Here is a 21,432-nt window from a genome sequence, read left to right as displayed (position 1 = left end):
TCAAACATCGGATACGGCCAGGGGCCGGATGACCGCTTCCAGTTCGGAACGGACGACCGCCTGCACCGCGGAATCTTCTATTTTTGCCTCGCCCAGCCGCACGTAAAACGAGTCCCGCACTTGCCGGGCGTCCGTCACCACGTGGGAAGAGACGAAGTCCACTCCGTTCGCGGCGAACACACGGGCGATGTCGTAGAGTAAGCCGGTTCGGTCGCCGGTTTCAATATCGACCACGGTATCGCTGCGCGAGGCGGCGTTGTCGAAACGGATCCGGGTCTTCACCGGCACCCGGGACTGGTGCAGCGCAAAAAGGCGGTTGCGCGACTTTGCGACAAAGTCCTGGACGGAAACGCCATCCAGCAGGACCGACTTGAGCACCTCCCGAAAAGCCTGGATCTGCCGCTCCGTAAGGGGACGCCGGTTCGTAGCGTCGATCACGGTGAAACTGTCCACAACGTAGCCATCGGGCCCGGTAAATACCAGGGCACGCTGCACGTCGATCAATTGGGACGCAAAACATCCCGCGATATTGGCGAAGAGTCCGTGGCAATTCTGCGTGCAGACGACCACTTCGCTGGTGCCCGTTTCCTCATGGGTGAACCAGCGCACGGCCAGGCCGGCGCTTCGGGCCTCTTCGATGCACAACATGTGCTCGACAATTTGCTCTGGAGAAAAGGCGATGAAATAGCGCTCCCCGAGTTGCCGCAGGTGGGAGGTGACCGCGCCCTTCATGGCCTCCGGCGCACCGGCCTCCACCGCCCGCGCCTTGGGCATGGTCCAGTAGTCGTCCCCGACCTGGGCCCGGCCCAGCAGAATCTGCTCGGTCTTCAAATACAGCTTGGCCAGCAGCGCCCCCTTCCATTCGGTCCAGACGTTCGGGCCGACGGCGCTCAAGTCCGCGTAGGAAAGCACAAAAAGTGCGCGCATCCGGTCCGCGGTGCGCATGGTCTGGGCGAAGCTGCTGATGATATCCAGGTCGTCTATGTCGCGGTACATGGCAATGTGGTTCATGACCATGTGATGCTCCACGAGAAATACAATGCGCTCCGTGTCCTCCTCGGACAGCCCCATGCGCGCGCAAATGCTCCGCGCGATCCGCGCGCCTTCCTCCACGTGCTCCTCGCCACCCGCCTTGCCCAGATCGTGAAACAACACGGCAAGCACGAGGACATGGGGCTCGCGCATATGCTCAAGGGTAACCTGGAGCAGCCGCCCCACGGGGCCGGTCATCTCCGGAATCGCCGCGAGGGCCTCGACCGCCCGCAGGGTGTGCTCGTCCACGGGGTAGCTGTGGAAATCCTCATAGCGAATGACGCCGTCCACATCCTTAAACTCGGGGATGTAAGCCCCAAGCAGCCCCGTCTCCGAGGCCTGCCGAAGCGCCATGCCCGCCTGAATCGGGCGGCTGCAGAGCGCGACAAAGAATCGGCGCACGAGGTCGCTCTCGCGAAAGGCGTCGCCGACAAGGTGGAGGTTCTTCTTGACCATCTCGCGGGTGGCGTGGGCCAGAGGCACGCGATGGCGCCCGCACTCCCAGATCGCCTCCATCAGCCGGGGAGGATTCTCCGCAAACCACCGATGATCTTTTCCGCGCATGACCAGTTCGTCGCCCACCACATCCAGGTGGCCCCGCTCGGAGGATGCCTTGCCGCTTTCGGGGGGGGCGACAACGGTTATGCCCACGACGATCTGAAGAAGCTGGCGCAGAGAGCGCGCGGCGGTGTAGTAGTCCTGCATGAATCGGTCGATCGCCTGGCGGGACTCGCCGTAGCCAAAGGCCTTGGCCACATGCTTCTGGAGGTCAAAGTTGAGTTTGTTGTCGGCCTTGCCACTGTGGAAGTGCAGCTCGTTCCGGATGCGCCAGATGAAATCGAGCCCCTCCTGGAAATGGAGGTTGTCTTCCGGCATCAATTCACCCAGCTTCTCCAGATCATCCAGCGTGAGGGCGCCCCGATCAAGCCGGATGATCCAGGTCGCCACGTGAAAATCGCGCAGGCCGCCCACGTTGTCTTTGATGTCCGGCTCGGGATCGTACAGATCGGGCGCGCCCGTGCCGCGACCGGCACGCCGCACCCGCTTGCGGAGGTGCGCAAGAAGTTCAGACTTCTGCCGCTCCTGCACCTTAAGCACGCCCTTCTCCAGCTTGGCGAATAGCCCCGGATCGCCAAAGAGCAAGCGCGCGTGCATGTAGCTCGTGAGCACCTCCAGATCGGATCCCGCCAGGTTGACCGCGTCGCCCACTTCCTGCATCACGTAGCCCATCTTGAAGCCAACATCCCAGAACATGGGCACGAGATACTCGTTTAACTGCTGCACCGACTTATCCAGACGCCCCGCGTAAATCAGGCACAGGTCAATATCGGAACGGGGATTCAACTCGCCCCGGCCATAACCGCCCAGCGCGCACACGGCGATGCGACCCCGAAGCTTGTCCCCCCCCTTCACTTCGCTCAGGCCAAAGCGCACGATACCGCGCACCAGAAAGTCGGCCAGCGCCGTCAACTGGGTGATGATGTTCCGGCCGGAGGCCCCCTCGCGATGCTGCCCGCGGATTCGCTCGAACTCGTCCCGGTAATGGGTCTGAATCGTACGCAGACGCGCGCGCTTGTCGACGGCGTGATAGGCGGCGGGATCGTGCTCGGCCGCGCGGACGAGCTCGGAAAATGATAATGCCGATGTAAAATTCACTGAGGTGGTTGCTCTCTCTCCGTTTCCGACCTGGAAAAGGGCGGACCGGCCAGGGCCAGCGCGCCCCGGTCCAGCCAGCCGCGTTCGCCCGAGGCGATTTCTACCCGCGCCCAGGAGCCATACACTTGATCGATCAGCACCCGGTCCCCCGCCGCCAGTGTGGCGCGTACCGCGTCGGACGCATCGGGACCATAGCGCATGGGGGCTTCCTCCGAGACGACCACGGCGGACTGGATCGGTGGGCCAGGAATGGCCCAACCCGCCACGCAGAGGGTGGTAACAATCCAGAACGCGGCGGACGCGGTGCGGGATGTGGATGATTTTCGAGTTCTAACGATAAGTATACTCCACATCAACCACCAGATTGCCAGAAGACCCTTGCGCAGCGCGGCCTGCGACAGACCCGGCAGACGCGAAGGGCCAAGCCCCGCCAGTGAAAAGCCGTCGGGGCGCGAACGCTTGTTTGCCGTCTCCTGTATGACCCGCTCGAGATTTCGGCGGGCGGGCGAAAACTCGGGGCCGAGGCTCGCTGCCCGCTCGTAATTCAGCACGGCCCTGCCAAGATCGCCCCCATGGTAATAGGCATTGCCCAGATTGAAATAGAGCTCCGGGTTGCCGACGCCCGAATCGGCCAGGGTCTCGTAGGCCGAGATCGCGGTGGCGAAATCTCCCCCCATGTAGGCCGCGTCGCCCCGCGCCCGAAAATCTTCGTAGGCGTCGGCGCCAAAGGATAGCAGCACCACACACAGCATCGTCATGGCTTTGCCCCCGTTTCACGCGACGCGTCCTGCAGGGCCTCCAGTGCTTCCGCCAATCCCTCGATCACCCGTTCAAGATCCTCAAGCGCCAGGGCTTCTTTGCCATAGCGATGGTCACGGCAGGCCTCGATCGCCCGGACGATGGTGGTGACGTCCCCCGGCGCAAGCAGGTCCTCCAGGTCGCTGCGGACTTCCCCGAGGGCCCGCCCCGCGTGTCCGGCCGCCAGCCCCCGATGTAGCGCGCCGTTCAAGAGCCCATTCAGCGCCTCCACCGGCTCCGGATGGGCCGCCAGGGCCTGGAACTGGGCGGAAAGATGCCCCCGGCGGTGGCGGGACCAGCGCCACACCCTGGCCCGCCTCCACCGCCCTTCTTTCAGCATCAGGCACAGCCACACGATGGGAGGCAGAGAAACCAGCACGATCCAGAGCCCTGGGGAGTCTTGTATGATCGTCAAATCAAAGGCTTCGTCCGCCAGGGCGAAGCGACCGTTTTCCATCAACGCCGGTGCGCCGGTTCCGTCGGCACGGCCGCCGACAACCACGAGCGACTCCGCGGGACCTGATGCCTTCACGCTCACCGAAACGGGTGCCGTGCGGATGCTCTTGTACTGCCGGGTCGCCGGTGAGAAGTACGTGAGTGATACAGCGGGCACATTGAAACTGCCGGCCTTGAGAGGCATCAGGGAATAGCTGAATTGCTTGGAAAACTGCCCGGTGGGCGACTCGGGCGTGGGTGCGCGTTCTTCCCTTTGGTCCTCGACGGAGAACCACGGGGCCTCGGGGACCACGGGCGCCTCAAGGGTTCCCGGGTTGCCCGAACCCGCCACAGTCAGCACCAGCGTCACTGGTACACCCTGGATCAATTCGGATACGGGCAGGGCCTGCGCGATGGTGAACTCGCCCACCGCCCCGCGAAACGTCGAGGGAGGAGCCGGCAGTGGCTGCACACGAACCGTGATCGCGGGCGTATGCAGGTCGAGCTCCATGGAAGGATTGCCCGTCGCCGTATGACCCCGTACCGTCCCCTGCCACCGCCAAGGCCCGATCTGAAGTTCGCCGGCGACCGCGGGATAGATTCGCTGGCGGTGACGCGTCACGGCGTAGAGCGCGCCATCGATCACGATATTGTCTTTCTCGGTCACAAGTGAGCCGGCATAAAAGCCCTCCATGGAGGGCAGCTCGATGTTGCCGCTGCGGTACAATTGCTGAACCCTGAGACCGCGCACGCTCAGTTCCCGGTATTCAAGGGTCAGGTTGAGGGCTTCGCCAAGGTAGACCTCGCCCCGATCAATGCTACTGGTAATCTGAACCGCCTGTTCCAGGGTCGCGGGAGTCGACCGGGCGGCCTGCGGGGTATCCGCCGGTGCCGGAAAAGCAACGAACCAAAGTGCGGTGATGCCTATCCATCGGACCAGATTCACCACCAGTCTCCTCTCATCTTTACTTCAAAGCGCCGACCGCGGGCGTTCTTCTGCTCCGCCATGTCCTGCTCTTCCAGCGCACGCAGAATCCCTTCGATCGCGGCCATATCCGGCGGCGGGGCGGCGTCGCCAACACCAACGGTCCCACCCCGCTCCGTGGTCTCCTCCAAAGGCTCCGCTTCAACCTGAAGCTGCCGCGACGGCAATTCGGGGAGCGGGGAAGGCCGCTCTTCCGGCGCTTTCGTATCCCCATCGCCCGCTCCCTCTTCACCCGGCGAACCGGCGCCGCCCCCCTCGGCCCCGCCACGCTCCTGTCCGCTGCCGCCGCTGCCGCCACGCCCGGGCGGATCGTCCGCCCGCGCGATGCTCATAACCACCACCAATTCCCCTTGAGGCAAGGTCAAACCGCGAAACACCGCCCCCTGACCGCGCACGGCCTTCCCCGTGACACGGAGCGCCTCCACCGTGCGGTCGCCCTCCGTCAGGTCGATGTGGCACGCAAATTCAATCTCGCCCAGTTCCGTCACGTCGGACGCGGTAAACCCAAACGCATAACCTCCGCCCAGGTCCGCCACGGTCTCCTGTCCGAAGTGGGCCTCCAGTTCAATGTAGCTCTTCTCGGTGAACTGATTGCCCGGCACCTTCTCCAGCAGTTCTCCAAGTCCCGACAGCGACGCATCCAGATGCCGGGGCGCCCCATCCACCTGGCGCGCCTCAATGGCAAGCACGCGGACCGTTTCCGGCGACGCCGTCTCTGTGGTATCGTCCTGACCAAGGAGGGTCAGCATCGCCAGAAGCAAGTGCATACCTCTCATGGCGCGTCCTGCCCTCGTTCCACGCGCAATACGACCATTGCACCGTCCACCACGTCTACGGTGGCCCCGGGGATCTGCGTCGTCGCGCCCGCCACCTCACTGACCGGCTCGTTGCCATCCTCCGGACCTTCCTTGTCTTCCTCCTCGGGAGACGGCGGGGTCTGAAGCAGAAGTGCAAGCCGGTACCGCGCATAGTCGAGGCTCTTTGCGGCCCGCGCGTTGTCCGGCCAGGCCTCGGTCACGGCGGAGAGCGCCTCCACGGCGCGCTTCAAGTTCTCCACGCGCCCGTCGTAGTCTCTTTTCTCCTCCAGCACTCGGTCCACGTAAAGCAAACATGTCGCCGCGTTGTATGCGGCGCTCTCGGCGAGCCGTTCATCGGCGCCGCATCGCCCGAAGGTCCGGGCGGCGGATTCAAATCGCTCCGTCGCCTCGTCGAGCGCCCGAGACGCCAGAACCTGCTCACCCAGCGCGGCTTCAGCCCCGGCCATGGCGAAAATGAGGTCCACGGCTTCCGGATGCTCCACCCGGGCTTCACGGAAGCTGCGCAAGGCCTCGGCCGGTTGCCCGGTACGCTGGAGCGACGCGCCCCGCGAGAGCGATTCGTCCAACGCCCCCGAGCAGGCCGTCAACAGGCAGAGGGCCGGAAGTATTACGCTACACCAGCGCATGCACGGTCTCCCCGCTGGATTTCGCCTTCGCGGCGCGTCGGACTGCGCGCGGCATCCAGACAAGCCAGAAACCCTCGGCGGCGAAAAAGAACAACGCAAACGCCAGGGGCCAGCGATAGCGGTTCACTTCCCGGGGACGCCCAGCCTCCGACCCCACAATGCCCTCGAGGGCGGCCATCTCCCCCAGTATCACGTCCAGATCATCGCCGCTCAGCGTGCTGCGCACATAGAACCCGCCGCCCGCCAGCGCGATGGAACTCAGCGCGTCTTCGTTTAACGCGGACCAGTGGGTAACTTCGCGCACCGGCGCCGACTGGGCCCGCGCCATCCATTGGGGCAGCACCACTTCCGCACCGCCGGGATCGCCGATCCCCAATACGGCGATCCGGCTGAAGGACGCCAGGCGCCCCGCCACCGCGACGGCCTCGTTCTGCGACGACTCGCCATCGCTGATGAGAAGTATCATGCGATCATCCCGCGCCGCGCCGCTGCCCCGGCCCCGCTCGTCGTTGAAAAGGTCTTCGGCCTCCTCCAGTGCGGAGGCGATATCGGTACCTTCCTCCGTGAGCGTATCGGTGTTCACCGACTGGAGAACGGTCTTGAAATAGGCGTGGTCGCGCGTAAAGGGGCACTGGAGCACGGCCGCACCGGAAAATGCGATCAGTCCGAATCGATCGCCGGAACAGGCCTCCAGGAGCGCGGTGATCTTGGACTGGGCCCGGGCCAGACGGCTCGGTGCGGGATTTACCGCGTTCATGCTCTCGGACGTGTCCAGCAGCACCAGGATCTCCCGGCTGCCCCGTCGCGTTCCAGCATCACTTCCGCCCCAGCGCGGCTGAGCGATGGCAAGCAACAGGCAGGCGGCGCCGGCGATCACCAACAGATTCAGCGGCCTGCGCAATCCTGGGACATGGCCCGTTGCGAGACGCTCCAGCAGCGCATGCTCCGCGAATTGGGCCAGCCGGTCGCCGCGGCGATTCTCGAGCCAGGCCAGGGTCCACCAGAGCGCGGCGAGAAGAGCCATGCCCAAGGCAATTACCAGCGCAAGCGCACCGGGGCTAAGGGTGGTTGCGTTCATGGCAGCACCTCAAACCAGATCCGCCGCGAGAAGACCGCCGTTCCCAGCAGACACGCGCCAAGGAGAACCCAGGGCATGTGCGCTTCCTCGTACTCGTACAGGTCGCCCGCTTCGATCTCGGTCGGTTCGAGTTGATTGATCTCCTTGTAAGCCTGCTCCAACGAAACAAGGTCCGTCGCGCGAAAGTACGCGCCGCCGGTGGCCGAGGCGATGTTGCGCAAGGTCGCTTCATCCACCAGATTTCCCTGACTCCGGGCCTGCGCGGTCACGTTGCCCATGCGCTGCGCGTCCTCCACCGGACCAACCCCGAGCGTATAGATCTTGATCTTGTACTGGCCGGCAATCTGCGCCGCCGTCATGGGGTCCAGTTGAAATCGGTTGTTCACCCCGTCCGTCAGCAGCACAATCACCTTGGACTTGGCCTCGCTCTGACTGAGACGACGCGCCGCCAGGCCAATCGCCGATCCGATGGCGGTGCCGCTCTTGCTCGCATCGCGATCCGAAGCGGGTTCCACCCGGGCAACCTCGTGGGTCAGGATATCGTAGTCCAGGGTCAGGGGACACGCGGTCCAGGCGATACCCGCATAAAGAATAAGTCCCAAACGGTCCACGCCAAAGCGGTCTGACGGGGCGAGGCGTCGGCTTTCGATGAAATTGGCTACCGCGATCCTGGTGATATCGAGGCGGTTGGCCGGGGTCGTGCCGATCATGAAGTCGGAACTGGCCATACTGCTGGACACGTCCACGCAGAGCATGATATCGATCACGTCCGCGTGCTCGGAACGCTGCCGGAAACCGTTCAGGGGACCCGCCAGCGCCACCAGAAGCACGCACAACCCGCCACATCGAAGCAGGGGCGGAAGGAAACGCAGAAGCGAACGGCGCTCCTTGACCATCCAAGCCAGCCGTGCGCCGGTGGACATGCGCAGCGATGACGGGGCCTTCGCGCCCCACTCCGCCACCAGCAACGCCAGCGCCAGGGGAGCCAGCCAGAGCCAGTCGGGTTGCCGCAAGGTGTGAAAGGAAAACCAGTCCGCCATGGCCCTACGCCGCCCCCCGCAGGGCCTGCTCGGCACGCCTGGACGCCTCGTTTTCCAATGCCGCTATCAGGTTTCGAACCGCCCGAAGTTCCCTGGCCTGCCCTTCACGATCAGGAGAATACTGCGCGAACTTGACACGATCAAAGGCCCCGAGCATGTCGCGAATGCTCCCCGAATGGGCCGGGTCGAGCGGAAGCCCCGGCAGCGTCTCCGCCAGAAACTCCGGCGTCGACTGCCCGGCCACGGCCGGATCGAAACTCGTGCCGAGGTAGATGCGAAGCAGTTGGGACAGCGCGACATAAAACGCATCGCAGGAAATCACACCTGACTGAAGCGCCTGCTCCAGAGCGGCGAGTTCGGCTTCCGCCACTTCAACGGGCGTGGGCACAGGACGTGCATTCCAGCGGCGTAAACCGCGTGTTGCGAAGACCACCAGCAGCGCCGCAACGAGAACTATGATCGCTCCCAGGCCGACAGCACGACCCCGACCGCTGGAGCCCAAATGCTCCAAATCGGCCAACGTGTACAACGCCGCCGGCGCGGACACCTCGGCTTTCTCTTCAGGCGTGAGCGTACGGACCACCAACGCAAGAGGCTCCACCACGGCCACTTCGGCACCGTTGGCCATCACGCGGGTCGCGGGCAAGGTGTAACTCATCACGATGCTCGGCGTGAGCGTAAAGGCCTGCACAAGCTGTTTCCGCCCGTCGGGGAGGGATATTTCCGAAGACTCGCCCGTGGTCACCCGCAATCCCGGCAAGGACTCCCCCCACGGCTCCACTGCCAGCACCGCATCGGCCGGCGCGTCCACAATCACGCGATAATGCGCCACGCGGTGAAAGGGAATCTCCGCCGCGTCAAGCTCCGCACGGGCCGACACCGGAACATCCGCCCCGGCGACGAGTAATGCGGCTATGAGAAGGCAGGTGGAGATCATGGGTGCTGTTTCATATTCACTTTCTGTCATTCAGAGACTTGGAAGGTCCAGAAGAGGTCATTCATCACAGAGAACCCTCCGTGAAGTTCCGTGTACTTCCGTGGTCAATCTTCTTTTATTGACCACGGAAGGGCACGGAATTCCACGGAAACAAACATGTTCAATACGCTGCAGGAAGACCCATTCGTGTACATCAAAGGTAACTGGATATTCGCGTGCATTCGCGTTCATTCGCGGTTCAAATCTCCTCCACCTTCTCCATCAAAAAATTTGCGCTAATTTGCGTAAATTTGCGGTTCAGAACTTTCTGGGTTGTGGCCAGCGGCTGCTCCAGGTAATCCATGGTCAACTAAGTCCTCTTCAAAACGTCTTTCACGCCAGCAGCCGCCGCTCGCGCATCCTGAAAAAGCGGTGCAGTGCGTCGATATAGCCCGTGTCCGTCCGCACCTCGATCAAATCCACACGGGTACGTTTGAGCACCGAAGCCCGGTGACCTCTCCGCCGTTCGCCGTCCTCCTCATAGGCCTCCCGAAGATTGCGGCTGCCCGTATCCACCACCGCCTCCACGCCGGTCTCGCAATCCCGTACCGAAATCACGCCCACATTCGGAAGAATAAACTCCCGAGGATCGTCCACCGCCACGGCAATGGTGTCATGCTTGCGCCGGGTGATACGCAGCGCGGGCTCGTACTGCGCCGCCATGAAATCGGACACGATAAACACGATCGCATGGCGCGCCACCACCTGATTGAGGTGGTCCAGCGCCCCGGCCAGATTGGTGCCCGTCCCCCGGGGCTCGAAACACAGCAACTCGCGAATAACGCGAAGCACATGCTTGCGGCCCTTGGCCGGGCGCACGAATAGCTCCACCTCTTCCGTGAATATCAACAGGCCCACCTTGTCGTTGTTCTTAATCGCCGAATAGGCCAGGACCGCGCACAGCTCCGCGCACAACTCGCTCTTGAGGCGCGAACGGCTGCCAAAGCGCCCCGACGCGCTGCCGTCCACCACCAGCATCACCGTCTGCTCCCGCTCTTCCGTCATCACCTTGATATGGGGTTGCCCCGTGCGCGCCGTCACGTTCCAGTCGATGGACCGCACATCGTCGCCGGGGACATACTCGCGGACTTCCTTAAAGACCATCCCCTGCCCCTTGAAGACGCTTTCATACTGACCGGCCAGCAGTTCATTCACGACGCGGCGCGTGCGAATGTGCATCCGCTGTATCTGCTGCATGACTTCGGCGGGTATCATGGGTGCGGGCTCCGGAAAGTGCCCAATTTCAGGGCACTGGTACCGTTTCGAGAATCTTCTTAATCAGGAGCTCCGGCGTGATATTCTCCGCCTCGGCCTCGTAGCTTTCCTTCACGCGATGGCGCAGGACATCCATCGCAATCTGCTTGACGTCGTGAGGAAACACATTCCCCTCGCCCTGAAGAAAGGCCAGCGCCCGCGCCCCCTGCTGGAGAAAAAGCGTGGCGCGGGGAGACGCCCCATACTCGATCAGATGGCTCATCTTGAGCCCAAAGGCCTCTGGTTGCCGCGTTGCATGGACCAGGTCAACGATATAATCCTTCACCTTGGTGTCCACGTAGATCTCATTGACCAGGGCGCGGGCATCCAGCAGTTCCTGCCGGGTTACCACCGCTTCCACTTTCCGCCGGCCCAGCAGATCCACCCGATCCATGATGGTCCGCTCTTCCTCCCGCGAAGGGTAGGTTATTTTCACTTTCAGCATGAACCGGTCGACTTGCGCCTCCGGCAGCGGATAGGTGCCCTCGTGCTCCAGTGGATTCTGCGTTGCAAGCACCATGAAGGGCTCCTGCATCATGTACGTCTCGTCCCCGATGGTCACCTGCCGCTCCTGCATGACCTCCAGCAGGGCGCTCTGCACTTTGGCCGGGGCGCGGTTGATTTCGTCCGCCAGGATAATGTTGCTGAAAATGGGCCCCTTCTTCACCGTAAACTCGCCGGACTTGGGATTGTAAACCTGGGTGCCCACGAGATCCGCCGGGAGCAGATCGGGGGTAAACTGAATCCGCTTGAAGCCGCAGGCGATCGCCTGGGCCAGCGTGGTTACCGCCGTCGTCTTGGCCAGCCCCGGAACCCCCTCAAGCAGAATGTGTCCATTGGAGAGCAAGCCCACCAGCATGCGATCCACCATGTAGTGCTGGCCAACAAGCACTTCCCCCATGGCGCGACGCAAGCGGGAAACCAACTGCGACTCCTGGGCGACACGGCGCCTCACCTGTTCCACCTGGCTTGCCATTACTACTGCTCCACTGCGTGCACTATCAGGTCTCGGGCCGGACGGCCCCAATCGCGATCGGGCGACCGCGCGCCATCGAAGGCGGCGTCTGCCCAATAATCTAGCAGGTAATCTATTGTGAACCCAAGCATTTCCGCGCCAGATTGATTGCGCAATTTTCGTGATTATGTTACCATGCCTTCGGGATTAGCGAGACATTCGAGGCCGGGCCAATAGTCTCCATCATCCGATGCCAAGCCGCATACGTCAAACAGTTAATGAGGTGATGCTTTTGCCATCCGACAAGAACCGAATCACCAAGATTCTGATTGTGGACGACATGCCGGAAAACGCCATGGTGCTCCGCAGCTTTCTCGCGCCCATGGGCTATCACATCGACGCCGTCACGCGGGGCGAAGACGCACTCACCATGGTGGAGAAGAATCCACCCGACGTCATCCTCCTCGATATCATGATGCCAGGCATGAACGGCTTCGAAGTCTGCCGCCGCCTCAAGCAGGATCCGGAAACCCAGCACATCCCCGTGGTGATCATCACCGGCATGTCCGACAAGGAAACCAACATCGAAGCCGTTAAATCCGGCGCCGACGATTTCCTGATCAAGCCTTTCGACCGAATTCTCCTGGAGGCCCGGATCAAGACCTCCTCAAAGACGAAACTGCTCCACGACCGCCTGATCGAGTATAAGCGCGAGTTGGAGCACAAAGTCGTCGAGCGCACCGAGCAGGTCGTGCTCACGCAACAGGTCACCGTCTTCTCCCTGGCCAAGCTGGCCGAATCGCGCGACAACGAAACCGGCGATCACCTCGAACGCATGCGGTCCTACGCCCGCGAACTTTGCGAGGAGGTCGTACGGCTCCCGAAGTACAGCGACACCTATGGACCGGCTTTTGTCGATGAGATCTACAAGTCCACCCCGCTACACGATATCGGCAAAGTCGGCATCCCCGATCGGATTCTCCTGAAGCCGGGCAAACTCACCGACGACGAGTTCGAGATCATGAAGCAGCACAGCATGATCGGCGGAGACACCCTCAAGGCGGCGGATATCGAAGCCGGTCGCGACTCCTTCCTGGCCACCGGCCGGGATATTGCCTATTACCACCATGAAAAATGGAACGGCACGGGCTACCCCTTCAAGCTCTCCGGCGAAGATATCCCCCTCTGCGCGCGCATTGCGGCCCTCGCCGACGTCTATGACGCCCTGTCGTCGCGGCGTCCCTACAAAGAGCCCTTCAGCCACGAGAAATCCAAAGGAATCATTCTCGAGGGCCGCGAAAGCCATTTCGACCCAGACATCGTGGACGCCTTCCTGGCCAAGGAACAGCGCTTCATCGAAATCCGGGAACACTTCCAGGGAGAAGGTCGTCTGGCGCCCATACAGGAACTTGCCAGCGCCCTCGACTGAACCGGCGTGCTCATGGGGCCTCGGCGGCCCCCGCAACGAGCAGACACCGGAGCGCGTCCCGCCGCAGAAACGGCGCCTCCGGACCCAGCCCGCTTTCCACCACCCAGTCCAGGATGGCCGATGCCGTCAACGCCGTTGCGCCTTCCGTACGCAGCACTTCCCAAGCCCCGAGTCCGTCGGACGTCGCGCCGGGCAGCGTGTTGAGCCACCAGTCGATCCACGGCTCCCCCCCTTCCCCCAATCCGGCTTGATTCAGCTTACGGAAACGTATCCGGGAATAAATCTCCTCCCGCCTGTCCGACCAGAGTTCCGGCTCCGCAACCTCGATCACCGCCGCCATGCGCCGACCGGATTCGAGCCCGAGGTACTGGACCCGCAATGTATCCAGTGGCGCCGCCTCCGCGGGGAGCGCGCCCGAAAGTGCTCCACCCACGCGCGGCTCGCGAGCAAGATAGTCGGCGCTGAGCGATAGCGCCGGCCAGACCGCCTGGAGGTAGTCGCGCTGCCCATCGGCGGGAAGGGAGACCATGTGACGCCAGCACGCCGCCAGGAGCCAGGCCGCGCTCGCCGGATCGGCATTCCCCCAGGGCGAAGCCGACGTGCCGTCCCGGTAAATTGCGCGCGGCAGTGAACCCGCGGGGGTGTCCGTACCCCGCTCAGTACGAATTGTTTCAACATGAACCGCGAGGGCCCGTGCGGCGTCATCGTGACGGCCCAGCGCATCCAGAGCGGCGGAGGCCCAGGCCGTATCCACCACATCACAAAGGGTCGCCGCGCCGGAAAGGGCCGGGGCGCGGACGGCGGCTCCCGAGGTCGGATCCAGGCAGAGGCTCAGATTCAATCGGGCCCGGATCGCGGCGGGATCGGTGCGGGTCACGGTTTCCGGTGCGCCCGCCCAGTATCCGCTGAGTTCCGATGGCGACGCGATCAGTTCTTCCACGCTCCGCTTCAGACCTTCGGTGAACGCAGCGCGCAACCCCTCACGCGTGTCTGACGCGCCAAGAAGCACGGCGAACTCCCGGGTAGCCTCCGAGGCCGTCCCGGCCACTTCCGTGACGCCGGTTTCGACGCCCCAGGCCCGCCTGCTCACGGGACGCGGACTGCCCGCTGCGGTCTCCTCGGGTGATGAAGTCGAGTCCCACTCCAGTCCGTGGGCTTCATGAAGGGTTTTCGCGCCAATGTACACCCCCGGACCAAACTCAACATCGGTCCCCCGCGCCATCCAATCCCGTGCCGCATTGACATAATCCCGACCGGCGCGGGCCGGACGAAAGTGCTCCAGAATGCCGGGGCGCGCTTCGAATAGCGAGACACCGCGATTCAGCCTGCGGACTTCCGGCTGAAACGACGCAAACCCGCGCGGGCGCAGGTCCAGTGGCTCAACCGACTGTGCCCAGAAGCAGGGAGTATCGGGGGCGAAGCCGTGCAGTCGCAAGAGCACCAGGACGAGATCGGTGCCGGGAACGACGGCAACGATCTGCTCGGCCGAGCGCTCACCGCCAACCTCGCTGTAACGCGTCACGAGAACGAGGGAATCAGGAGCCAGATACTCCTGCTCGATACGCCACCCATTGGTGTGGAAGCGCTCCGGGCGCTCGAGGCTGCCGATCACCCAATGCGCGCCCGATGCGCCCAGGTGCTGGCCCGCGCCAGGACCCGGCCAGGAAAAGTGGGTGAGGACGCCCGCCCCATCGAGGGCGACTGTAATTCGGCCGTTGCCGGTGACGTGTTGAACGCCCGTATCGCCGTAACTTGAGAGCGCGCCACAGAGCGCGATCAGCCCCGCAAGCCCCGCCCGATTCACGGAACCAGTTCCGCACCGAGCGCAATCCAACCCTCGCCCATGATCTCGCCGCCTTCGGAGCCGGCGTGTAACTGGAGTGTACCCCAATCGGCAAAGGCGTCCACGTGGGGCAAGATATCGGCCTTCACATCGTCCGCGCCGTAGCCCGGCAACATTCCATCCGACGCCGCCCGGATCAGGACATCGCCAATAAGAGCCGTGAAGGGCTTCCAGCGCAAATTGAACGCCGCCACGCCGGCCTCGGGCTCCCGGCGCGCCGTGGCAAGCAAGGCGGGCATTCGCTGCTCGTGGCTGGACAGAAAGGTTGTGCCTTCCCGCTCCGCCAGGGCCCACGCGCGAGCGTCCCCCTGCACGGGAATGAGCCATCCGGGAGTCTCGTCCCAGCGATGCTCCTGACGGGTCGCCGGAACGCGATCAAGGAGGGTCGGTGGCGCGATCACCCGCCCGGCCCAAATGGATTCGACAACGGGAACATCCTCGCGAAAATTCGCGTCGGCAAGGCCCACAGCCCACTCGTCCACCGGTGAAGCCCCCAGATCCAGCGGGCAGTAGGCCGCCCACCAGGCACCCACCAGAGCTCTGATCGTCTGGATCGTCTCGGGATGGAGTCGCGATTCAACCCAGGACAGCCCCGCCAACGCGACGGCGGTCGCGGGCGCGCCCCGATGGGCGTTATAGGTTACCACGGCTTCGGGCCAGCCCGCCGCGTAGCGCAATTTCGCCTCGGGCGCCGCGGGCGCCTTGATGTTGAACAGAACCGGGAGTTGCTCGGCGATGGCGACCTCTGCAATTCCGGGATAGGCGCCATCCCAGGAAAGGCGAAGGGCATCCGTCGGTACGCCCCCTTTCGCCACGGGTTTCCCCTCCGCAACGATCTTGTCGAGATAGGTCTGTGAGGATGCCACCAGGAGGAATCCGCCGTGCCAGGCGCTCGCGTAGTCCCGCCAGAAATCGTCGTCATCCGGTCGGCGCAGGGGCGAACCGAACCAGGCCAGGGTGCGCAGTGCGACACCCGGGCGCAAGGTAAGGCACCAGCCCTCGTCATTGCCGGACAGGAACAGGCTCCGCCCCAGCCAGAGTCGTACGCGGCCGGGCGTGGGCCGGACACCCGTCATGCGTCGCACGCCCAGGGGCACGGCCTGATGCAACGCGGGCGATGCCCGGCGCATGGCCGCGCTCGTGTTGAGGTCATTCCACTGGGCAAACAGCGTGGGAAGATCGGCTATCTCCGCCCGCCACGTGGCGCTCTCGAGCTGGTAACCCGCGTCGGGCGACTGAACCATCCGGCGATCCACGGTCACCAGAACGAGGGCGAGAACCGCGAAGGCCAGGAGCGCCAGGGCGCGGCGCATCCGGATACCTCGGGCGGTGGACATCGTCGTATTTTCTGCGCGCGCGATCTCGGTCATGGGCAGGATCAGTCCGTACCCCAGATGGCGTCTTTGGCGTGGGTCCGGCGCTCTTCCGCGGCGTTGATCTCCCGGGCCATTTCTTCTTTCAACGCCAGGTAGGACTCGCGCGTGGTGGCCGAGGCAATCTGCGCCTCAAAATCGAAGCGCAGGGCCGCAATCTGCGCATCGTACCTGCTGTCGATTTCGGCGAGTGCCGACTTCTCCTCTTCGTTGAGCTTTCGCGTGGGGCCCGAAGCCGCTTCGAGGCGTTCCATGGCGAGTTCATAGGCGGTTTTCATGTTCGATTTCCTTCAGGCGTGCGCCGCGGGGAGTCACAGAGAAAATTCGTCGTCCAGTACGGCGCTGATGAAGCGCTCGACGGAAATGGGGAAATAGCGGTTGTCCGGCGAGATCAGAACGCCGGTCGTGATGTCTTCGCGGCGTTCCAGTTCGTCCAGGCAGGTCGAGAGCAGGTCGTCCACCGCTTCGTTGCCGTGGGCGATCTCCAGATACTCGGATTTGCATTCCATGGGCTTGCGCGGGAATCCCATATACCCGAAAATACGACCGGACAGGGCCATATCCACGTTGTCACTGCCGAAAATGTCTTGGTAGCTCGGCGAATAGTGGGACGGACGGATCAGAAACTGGGGCGACACTTGAACTTTGCCGGTCACCTTGGTGGTCTCGTAACCGGATTCAAAAGACGGTCCCAGGCAGATGTAGGGCAGCTCGTGATAACCACGGACTATTCCGTAGGTCGGCTTGCGTACAATGACCGTGCCTCGGAATATGCGGCGCATTTCTTCGGGCGTGAGACTCATGATGACGATAGATTTCGGTTGGGGCCAGGAGCTTGTAAGTCGGTGTGGCGCGGGTTCATGCGTTATGCCGCCGCAGGCTCCTAGCTTAGCGAATCCGGTCTGGCAGCGCAACTATCCCGCACTCGATCACCCGGAGGGCCGAACCGTCCGGGTGAACCTGATAAACCACCGCCAGACGCTCCCCGGCAGTCAATACATCCCAATAGGGTTTGGGAATGCTCCACTCCGCCGGAAGCACTTTCTCCCCCGACACCGCGACCTCAAGCCCCACGAGGCCCCCGCCTTCCGCCAACGGCGTCGTGTAGACGATGGCCCCCTCACCACGCACCACCGGCTGGAGCGCATAGGGATCCAGACGGGCGCGCCGTACCGCGAGCTGGCTCAGCAGGACGGCGGAAAGGAGAAAGCCTGCAATTACAAACATGGCCTGGCGGCGGCTCATCCGACCGACGGGCCTACCCTGACGCATCCAGGGCGTCTGCCGCCGGGGTGGCGTCACTGGTCGCTCGGCATTTCGATGGTATTTTACGGTCAAAAGCGTACTCCCGGAAGCTGCCCGTGTCTTCGCCGCAGCATAGCGCGTTTCAGGGACATCGCGCCACTGACCGCGCTCGGAACGTTCATTGACGCGTGTGCACCGCGTCGGGGGGTTGACTCGGGAGCGACCTTTGTAGGACCATGCGCCCTTCACCAAGGGCGGGAGCCTGGGAGGAGCAAGAGCATTATGAATATATTTATCGCCGGCGGGGGACGGGTGGGCTTCCATCTGGCGCGATTGCTGAGTTCGGAGCATCAGGACGTCACGGTAATCGAGCAGAACCCGGACATGATAGAGCAGATAGACTATGCATTGGACGTCAGCACCGCCACCGGCGACGGTTCCTCCGTGCTGCTCCTGCAGTCGCTCAACGTGGGCAGCGCCGATCTATTCGTCGCCAGTATGGGCAACGACGAGAAAAACCTCATCGCGGCGGCCACCGCCAAAGGACTGGGAGCCAAAAAGGTCGTGGCACGGGTGGACAATCCCATGTACATGGAGTCCAACATCCTCTATGAGACCGTACTGGGCATCGACTATATTTTGAGCCCGGACGCCCTGGCCGCCTTGGAAATCGCCAACTACATCGAACATCCCGGCATCGTCTCCTCACTCGAATTTGGCCGCGGCCGGGCGCAGATGCTCCAATTGCGGGCCGCCAAATCGCCCACCACAGACGGCAGAACTCTCAAAGACGTCATCAAACCGGGCAGCGGGGTGCTGCTCGGGGTGATCGAGCGCGACGGAGTCTGCATCATCCCCCACGGCGATTCGGTGGTGCTGCCCGGCGATCTGGTGACACTGATCGGCAATCACGAAGCCCTCCGCCAGATTCAGAAGCTCTTTCACGGCGAAGAGATCAAGCCCCAGCGCGTGGCGATCATGGGCGGCGGCACGATCGGACTGCGCCTCGCCCAGGCCCTCGAAGGAAAGATGAAAACCGTGAAGGTCTTCGAGCGCAATGAAGAACGCTCCTCTCGCCTCGCCGAGAAACTGGGCAAGGCCAAAGTGGTCTGTCGAGACGCTACCTCGCGGGTCTCCCTGGAGCAGGAACATGTGGACACCATGGATTTGTTTGTGGCGGCGACGGGCGACGATGAGCGCAACATCATGGCGGCGGTGCTGGCGAAGGAGGTGGGCGCCAAGTCGGTCGCGGCCATTGTCCACCAGCCCGACTTTGCCCCCCTGGTAAAGCGCCTGGGTATTGACCTCGCCGTTACGCCGCGTGCCTCGATCGCCGACCGAATTCTGAAAATGATGTTCCGGGGCGACGTAACGTCCCTGGCGATTCTCGGCGATGGCCAGGTCGAAATCCTTGAACTGGGCATCAAAGAAGGCTCCCCCGCGCTGGGCAGCGAAATCAAAGATCTGCGCATGCCCCGGGGCGCCCTGATCGGCACCATCGTGCGTGGCGACAAGGTCTTGATCCCCAGCGGCAACGACACCTTGCTGGCGGGCGACTCGGTAGTCCTGATTGTGGCAGCGAAAACCCTCGACGCCGTCCGAAAAGTACTGCTGAAACGACCGTGAATCACCGGATCGTAGCCCGCTATCTCGGCCACCTGTCCCTCTTCCTCGGCCTCACCATGTTGCCGTCCATCCTGTGTGCGGCCGTGATGGCGGACTGGGAGTCCCTCGTCGCGCTGGTCGAGTCGGCCTCAGTCTCCGCCCTCGTCGGCCTCGCCCTGGTCGTCACCGGACGCGGTGCCCGGGACCAGATGTTTCAGCGCGAAGGGCTGGCCCTGGTGGGTATCGGCTGGCTGATGGCCGCAGGCCTGAGCGCATGCCCCTTCGTCTTCTCCGGTGTGCTGGGACCCGCCGACGCCTATTTCGAAGCCATGTCGGGCCTCACCACGACGGGCTCCACCGTCCTGCCGGACATCGAGCGCGTGCCGGATGGGATACTCTTCTGGCGCGCTTTCACGCATTGGCTCGGCGGCATGGGAATCGTCGTGCTCTTTATCGCCGTGCTGCCCTACATGGGCGCAGGCGGCAAGCAGATGTTCAAGACGGAATCGCCCGGCCCCGATCCACGGGGGCTGAGTCCGCGAATCCGAGATACCGCCTCCGCCCTCTGGAAAATCTACGTCGGGATGACGGTCGTGCTGACGGTACTCCTGATGGCGGCGGGGATGAACCTCTTCGACGCGCTCACCCACACGTTCAGCACCCTGGCCACGGGGGGCTTCAGCACGCGCAATGCGAGCATCGCGGCCTTCGACAGTATCACCATCGAAATCATCATCATTGTTTTCATGGCCCTGGCCGGCGCAAACTTCGGCATCTACTTCGCCATGCTGAAGGGAGACTGGTGGGCACCCTGGAAAAACACGGAGTTCAAAGCCTACTTCCTCGTCCTCGCCCTCGTGTCCATCATGATCACCGTCAACCTCCTCGGATTTCAGGGGAGCGTCGGGCTGGACGGCCCGGAGCCCCCGCCCGAGTACTCGCCGGCGGATGCGGCCCGCCACGCCACCTTTCTTACCGTCTCTCTGATGACTACCACGGGCTTCGGAACGGAGGACTTCGACTATTGGCCCTACTTCTCCCGCACGCTCCTCCTCGTGATCATGTTCATCGGCGGATGCGCCGGATCCACGGGGGGCGGGATAAAAGTGGTGCGCTTCATCATCCTCTTTAAGATGGCCTACTGGCGCGTGGAGAGCACGTTCCGCCCCAAGACCGTGCGACCGATCCGGGTCAATGGCCAGATTGTCGATGCCCAGATGCAACAGACGGTGTACGCCTTTTTCTTCCTCAACATGGTCATCGTCGCCGCCGGAACGCTCTATATGTCCCTTCTCGGCCTCCCCTTTCAGTCCGCGACGACCGCCGTCATTACGACCCTGAACAATGTCGGACCGGGACTCGAACATCTGGGCGCCATCGAGAGTTTCGCCGTGGTCCCCACCCAGGGAAAACTGTTCCTGTCGATCTGCATGGCCGCGGGACGGCTGGAACTGTTTTGCATCGGCGTGCTCCTCCTGCCCGCCTTCTGGAAACACGCCTGAAAGGGCGCGTCAGTGCTCGTCGGATTTCCCGGCCAGGCGCACGTTGTGGGCATAGCCCGAAAGCTTTTCCCGCAAAATCTTGCGGCCGCGATAAAGGCGCGACATCACCGTGCCGATGGGACAGCCCATAAAATCGGCGATCTCCTTGTACGACTTCTCTTCCAGATCGGCCATGATGACGGCATTCCGGAAATCGTCCGGCAATTCCTCCACCGCCAGGCGGACCTCGTCGTCCAGGAGTTCCATCATGTTGTGGAGGCGATCCTGCTCACCGGTGGGCAGGGCGGCGGGCTCGGCGGCTTCGGTGCCGGTCAGTTCTACCGAGAGGGGGGTGCGGGAGCGCTTGCGGTACTCGTTGATGAAGGTATTCCGGAGAATGGTCAGGAGCCACGCCTTGATGTAGGTCCCTTCCTTGAACTTTTCATGAAATCGAAGCGCCTTAACAAGGGTATTCTGGGTCAAGTCTTCGGCATCGGCGGAATTTCGGGTCAATCGCAGCGCGACGGCGTGGAGCATGTCCATATGCTCCAACACTTGCTCTTCGAATTCTTTTGAGCGCTGCACCAAACGATTTCCACCGGTCAAGGGGGGATTCCCAAGCTCCGCCCTGGCCCGTTCCGGTAAACCCGGCCCACACCCTGGCGGCCCCATCCACCTCGTCGAAAGATAGTATCAAGAAGATTGTTGACGATTCAAAGACCCGAACTCCGACTGAACAGATATGCTCAATACGCCCCGCGCCACCGAGAGCACCTGGAACCGCCCCTGTACCGGGCATGATA

At 63.1% G+C, this 21,432-nt stretch carries 19 protein-coding genes; 3 read left to right on the top strand and 16 right to left on the bottom strand.

Annotated elements, in window-relative coordinates; all coding sequences use genetic code 11:
* The 10 genes from glnD to JNK74_10825 form a co-directional block, all read right to left on the bottom strand.
* Positions 1–2,688 carry a [protein-PII] uridylyltransferase gene (glnD, locus tag JNK74_10870; GenBank protein MBL7646679.1) on the bottom strand — a complete coding sequence of 896 codons (2,688 nt, stop codon included), beginning with the start codon at positions 2,686–2,688 and terminating at the stop codon, positions 1–3.
* Complete coding sequence (locus JNK74_10865) at positions 2,685–3,446, bottom strand: tetratricopeptide repeat protein (GenBank protein MBL7646678.1); 762 nt, start codon at positions 3,444–3,446, stop codon at positions 2,685–2,687. The genes glnD and JNK74_10865 overlap by 4 nt, the downstream gene beginning before the upstream one ends.
* Positions 3,443–4,867: a BatD family protein gene (locus JNK74_10860; GenBank protein ID MBL7646677.1), complete on the bottom strand. Its 1,425-nt coding sequence runs from the start codon at positions 4,865–4,867 to the stop codon at positions 3,443–3,445. Before JNK74_10860 ends, JNK74_10865 begins: the two co-directional genes overlap by 4 nt.
* Positions 4,864–5,682, bottom strand: a complete 819-nt coding sequence (locus JNK74_10855) for a hypothetical protein (protein ID MBL7646676.1) — start codon at positions 5,680–5,682, stop codon at positions 4,864–4,866. Before JNK74_10855 ends, JNK74_10860 begins: the two co-directional genes overlap by 4 nt.
* The gene (locus JNK74_10850) at positions 5,679–6,350 is read right to left on the bottom strand and encodes a hypothetical protein (protein ID MBL7646675.1); all 672 of its coding nucleotides are present in this window, start codon (positions 6,348–6,350) and stop codon (positions 5,679–5,681) included. The genes JNK74_10855 and JNK74_10850 overlap by 4 nt, the downstream gene beginning before the upstream one ends.
* Positions 6,337–7,428, bottom strand: coding sequence for a VWA domain-containing protein (locus JNK74_10845; protein ID MBL7646674.1), 1,092 nt, complete (start codon positions 7,426–7,428; stop codon positions 6,337–6,339). The genes JNK74_10850 and JNK74_10845 overlap by 14 nt, the downstream gene beginning before the upstream one ends.
* A complete protein-coding gene (locus JNK74_10840) occupies positions 7,425–8,468 on the bottom strand; it encodes a VWA domain-containing protein (GenBank protein MBL7646673.1) in 1,044 nt (347 codons plus the stop codon). Before JNK74_10840 ends, JNK74_10845 begins: the two co-directional genes overlap by 4 nt.
* A gap of 4 nt (positions 8,469–8,472) precedes the next feature.
* Complete coding sequence (locus tag JNK74_10835) at positions 8,473–9,405, bottom strand: hypothetical protein (protein ID MBL7646672.1); 933 nt, start codon at positions 9,403–9,405, stop codon at positions 8,473–8,475.
* A gap of 372 nt (positions 9,406–9,777) precedes the next feature.
* Entirely contained in the window at positions 9,778–10,659 is an 882-nt protein-coding gene (locus JNK74_10830) for a DUF58 domain-containing protein (GenBank protein MBL7646671.1), read from the bottom strand.
* A 28-nt stretch (positions 10,660–10,687) separates the two neighbouring features.
* The gene (locus JNK74_10825; protein MBL7646670.1) at positions 10,688–11,674 is read right to left on the bottom strand and encodes an AAA family ATPase; all 987 of its coding nucleotides are present in this window, start codon (positions 11,672–11,674) and stop codon (positions 10,688–10,690) included.
* 271 nt (positions 11,675–11,945) lie between these two features.
* Between JNK74_10825 and JNK74_10820 the strand changes: the two genes are divergently transcribed.
* A complete protein-coding gene (locus tag JNK74_10820; GenBank protein ID MBL7646669.1) occupies positions 11,946–13,082 on the top strand; it encodes a response regulator in 1,137 nt (378 codons plus the stop codon).
* Positions 13,083–13,092: 10 nt separating this feature from the next.
* Here the strand turns inward: JNK74_10820 and JNK74_10815 are convergent, their stop codons facing one another.
* From JNK74_10815 to JNK74_10795, 5 genes are all read right to left on the bottom strand, one after another.
* A complete protein-coding gene (locus JNK74_10815) occupies positions 13,093–14,886 on the bottom strand; it encodes a hypothetical protein (GenBank protein MBL7646668.1) in 1,794 nt (597 codons plus the stop codon).
* The gene (locus JNK74_10810; protein MBL7646667.1) at positions 14,883–16,262 is read right to left on the bottom strand and encodes a hypothetical protein; all 1,380 of its coding nucleotides are present in this window, start codon (positions 16,260–16,262) and stop codon (positions 14,883–14,885) included. Before JNK74_10810 ends, JNK74_10815 begins: the two co-directional genes overlap by 4 nt.
* A gap of 41 nt (positions 16,263–16,303) precedes the next feature.
* A complete protein-coding gene (locus JNK74_10805; protein MBL7646666.1) occupies positions 16,304–16,576 on the bottom strand; it encodes a hypothetical protein in 273 nt (90 codons plus the stop codon).
* Between the two features lie 33 nt (positions 16,577–16,609).
* The gene (locus JNK74_10800; GenBank protein ID MBL7646665.1) at positions 16,610–17,101 is read right to left on the bottom strand and encodes a hypothetical protein; all 492 of its coding nucleotides are present in this window, start codon (positions 17,099–17,101) and stop codon (positions 16,610–16,612) included.
* Between the two features lie 85 nt (positions 17,102–17,186).
* Entirely contained in the window at positions 17,187–17,525 is a 339-nt protein-coding gene (locus JNK74_10795; GenBank protein MBL7646664.1) for a hypothetical protein, read from the bottom strand.
* Positions 17,526–17,825: 300 nt separating this feature from the next.
* Here JNK74_10795 and trkA point away from each other — a divergent pair, with 300 nt between their 5' ends.
* Together trkA and JNK74_10785 are read left to right on the top strand one after the other, a co-directional pair.
* The gene (trkA, locus tag JNK74_10790; GenBank protein MBL7646663.1) at positions 17,826–19,169 is read left to right on the top strand and encodes a Trk system potassium transporter TrkA; all 1,344 of its coding nucleotides are present in this window, start codon (positions 17,826–17,828) and stop codon (positions 19,167–19,169) included.
* On the top strand, positions 19,166–20,650 hold the full coding sequence (locus JNK74_10785; protein ID MBL7646662.1) for a TrkH family potassium uptake protein: 1,485 nt from the start codon (positions 19,166–19,168) through the stop codon (positions 20,648–20,650). Before trkA ends, JNK74_10785 begins: the two co-directional genes overlap by 4 nt.
* A 9-nt stretch (positions 20,651–20,659) precedes the next feature.
* Here the strand turns inward: JNK74_10785 and JNK74_10780 are convergent, their stop codons facing one another.
* Positions 20,660–21,301, bottom strand: coding sequence for a sigma-70 family RNA polymerase sigma factor (locus JNK74_10780; GenBank protein ID MBL7646661.1), 642 nt, complete (start codon positions 21,299–21,301; stop codon positions 20,660–20,662).
* Positions 21,302–21,432 lie beyond the last annotated feature (131 nt).

The organism is Candidatus Hydrogenedentota bacterium (genome assembly GCA_016791475.1).
Lineage (GTDB): Bacteria > Hydrogenedentota > Hydrogenedentia > Hydrogenedentales > JAEUWI01 > JAEUWI01.
The sequence above is the reverse complement of the archived record's forward strand: the minus strand, read 5'-3'. Positions and strand labels throughout refer to the sequence as shown.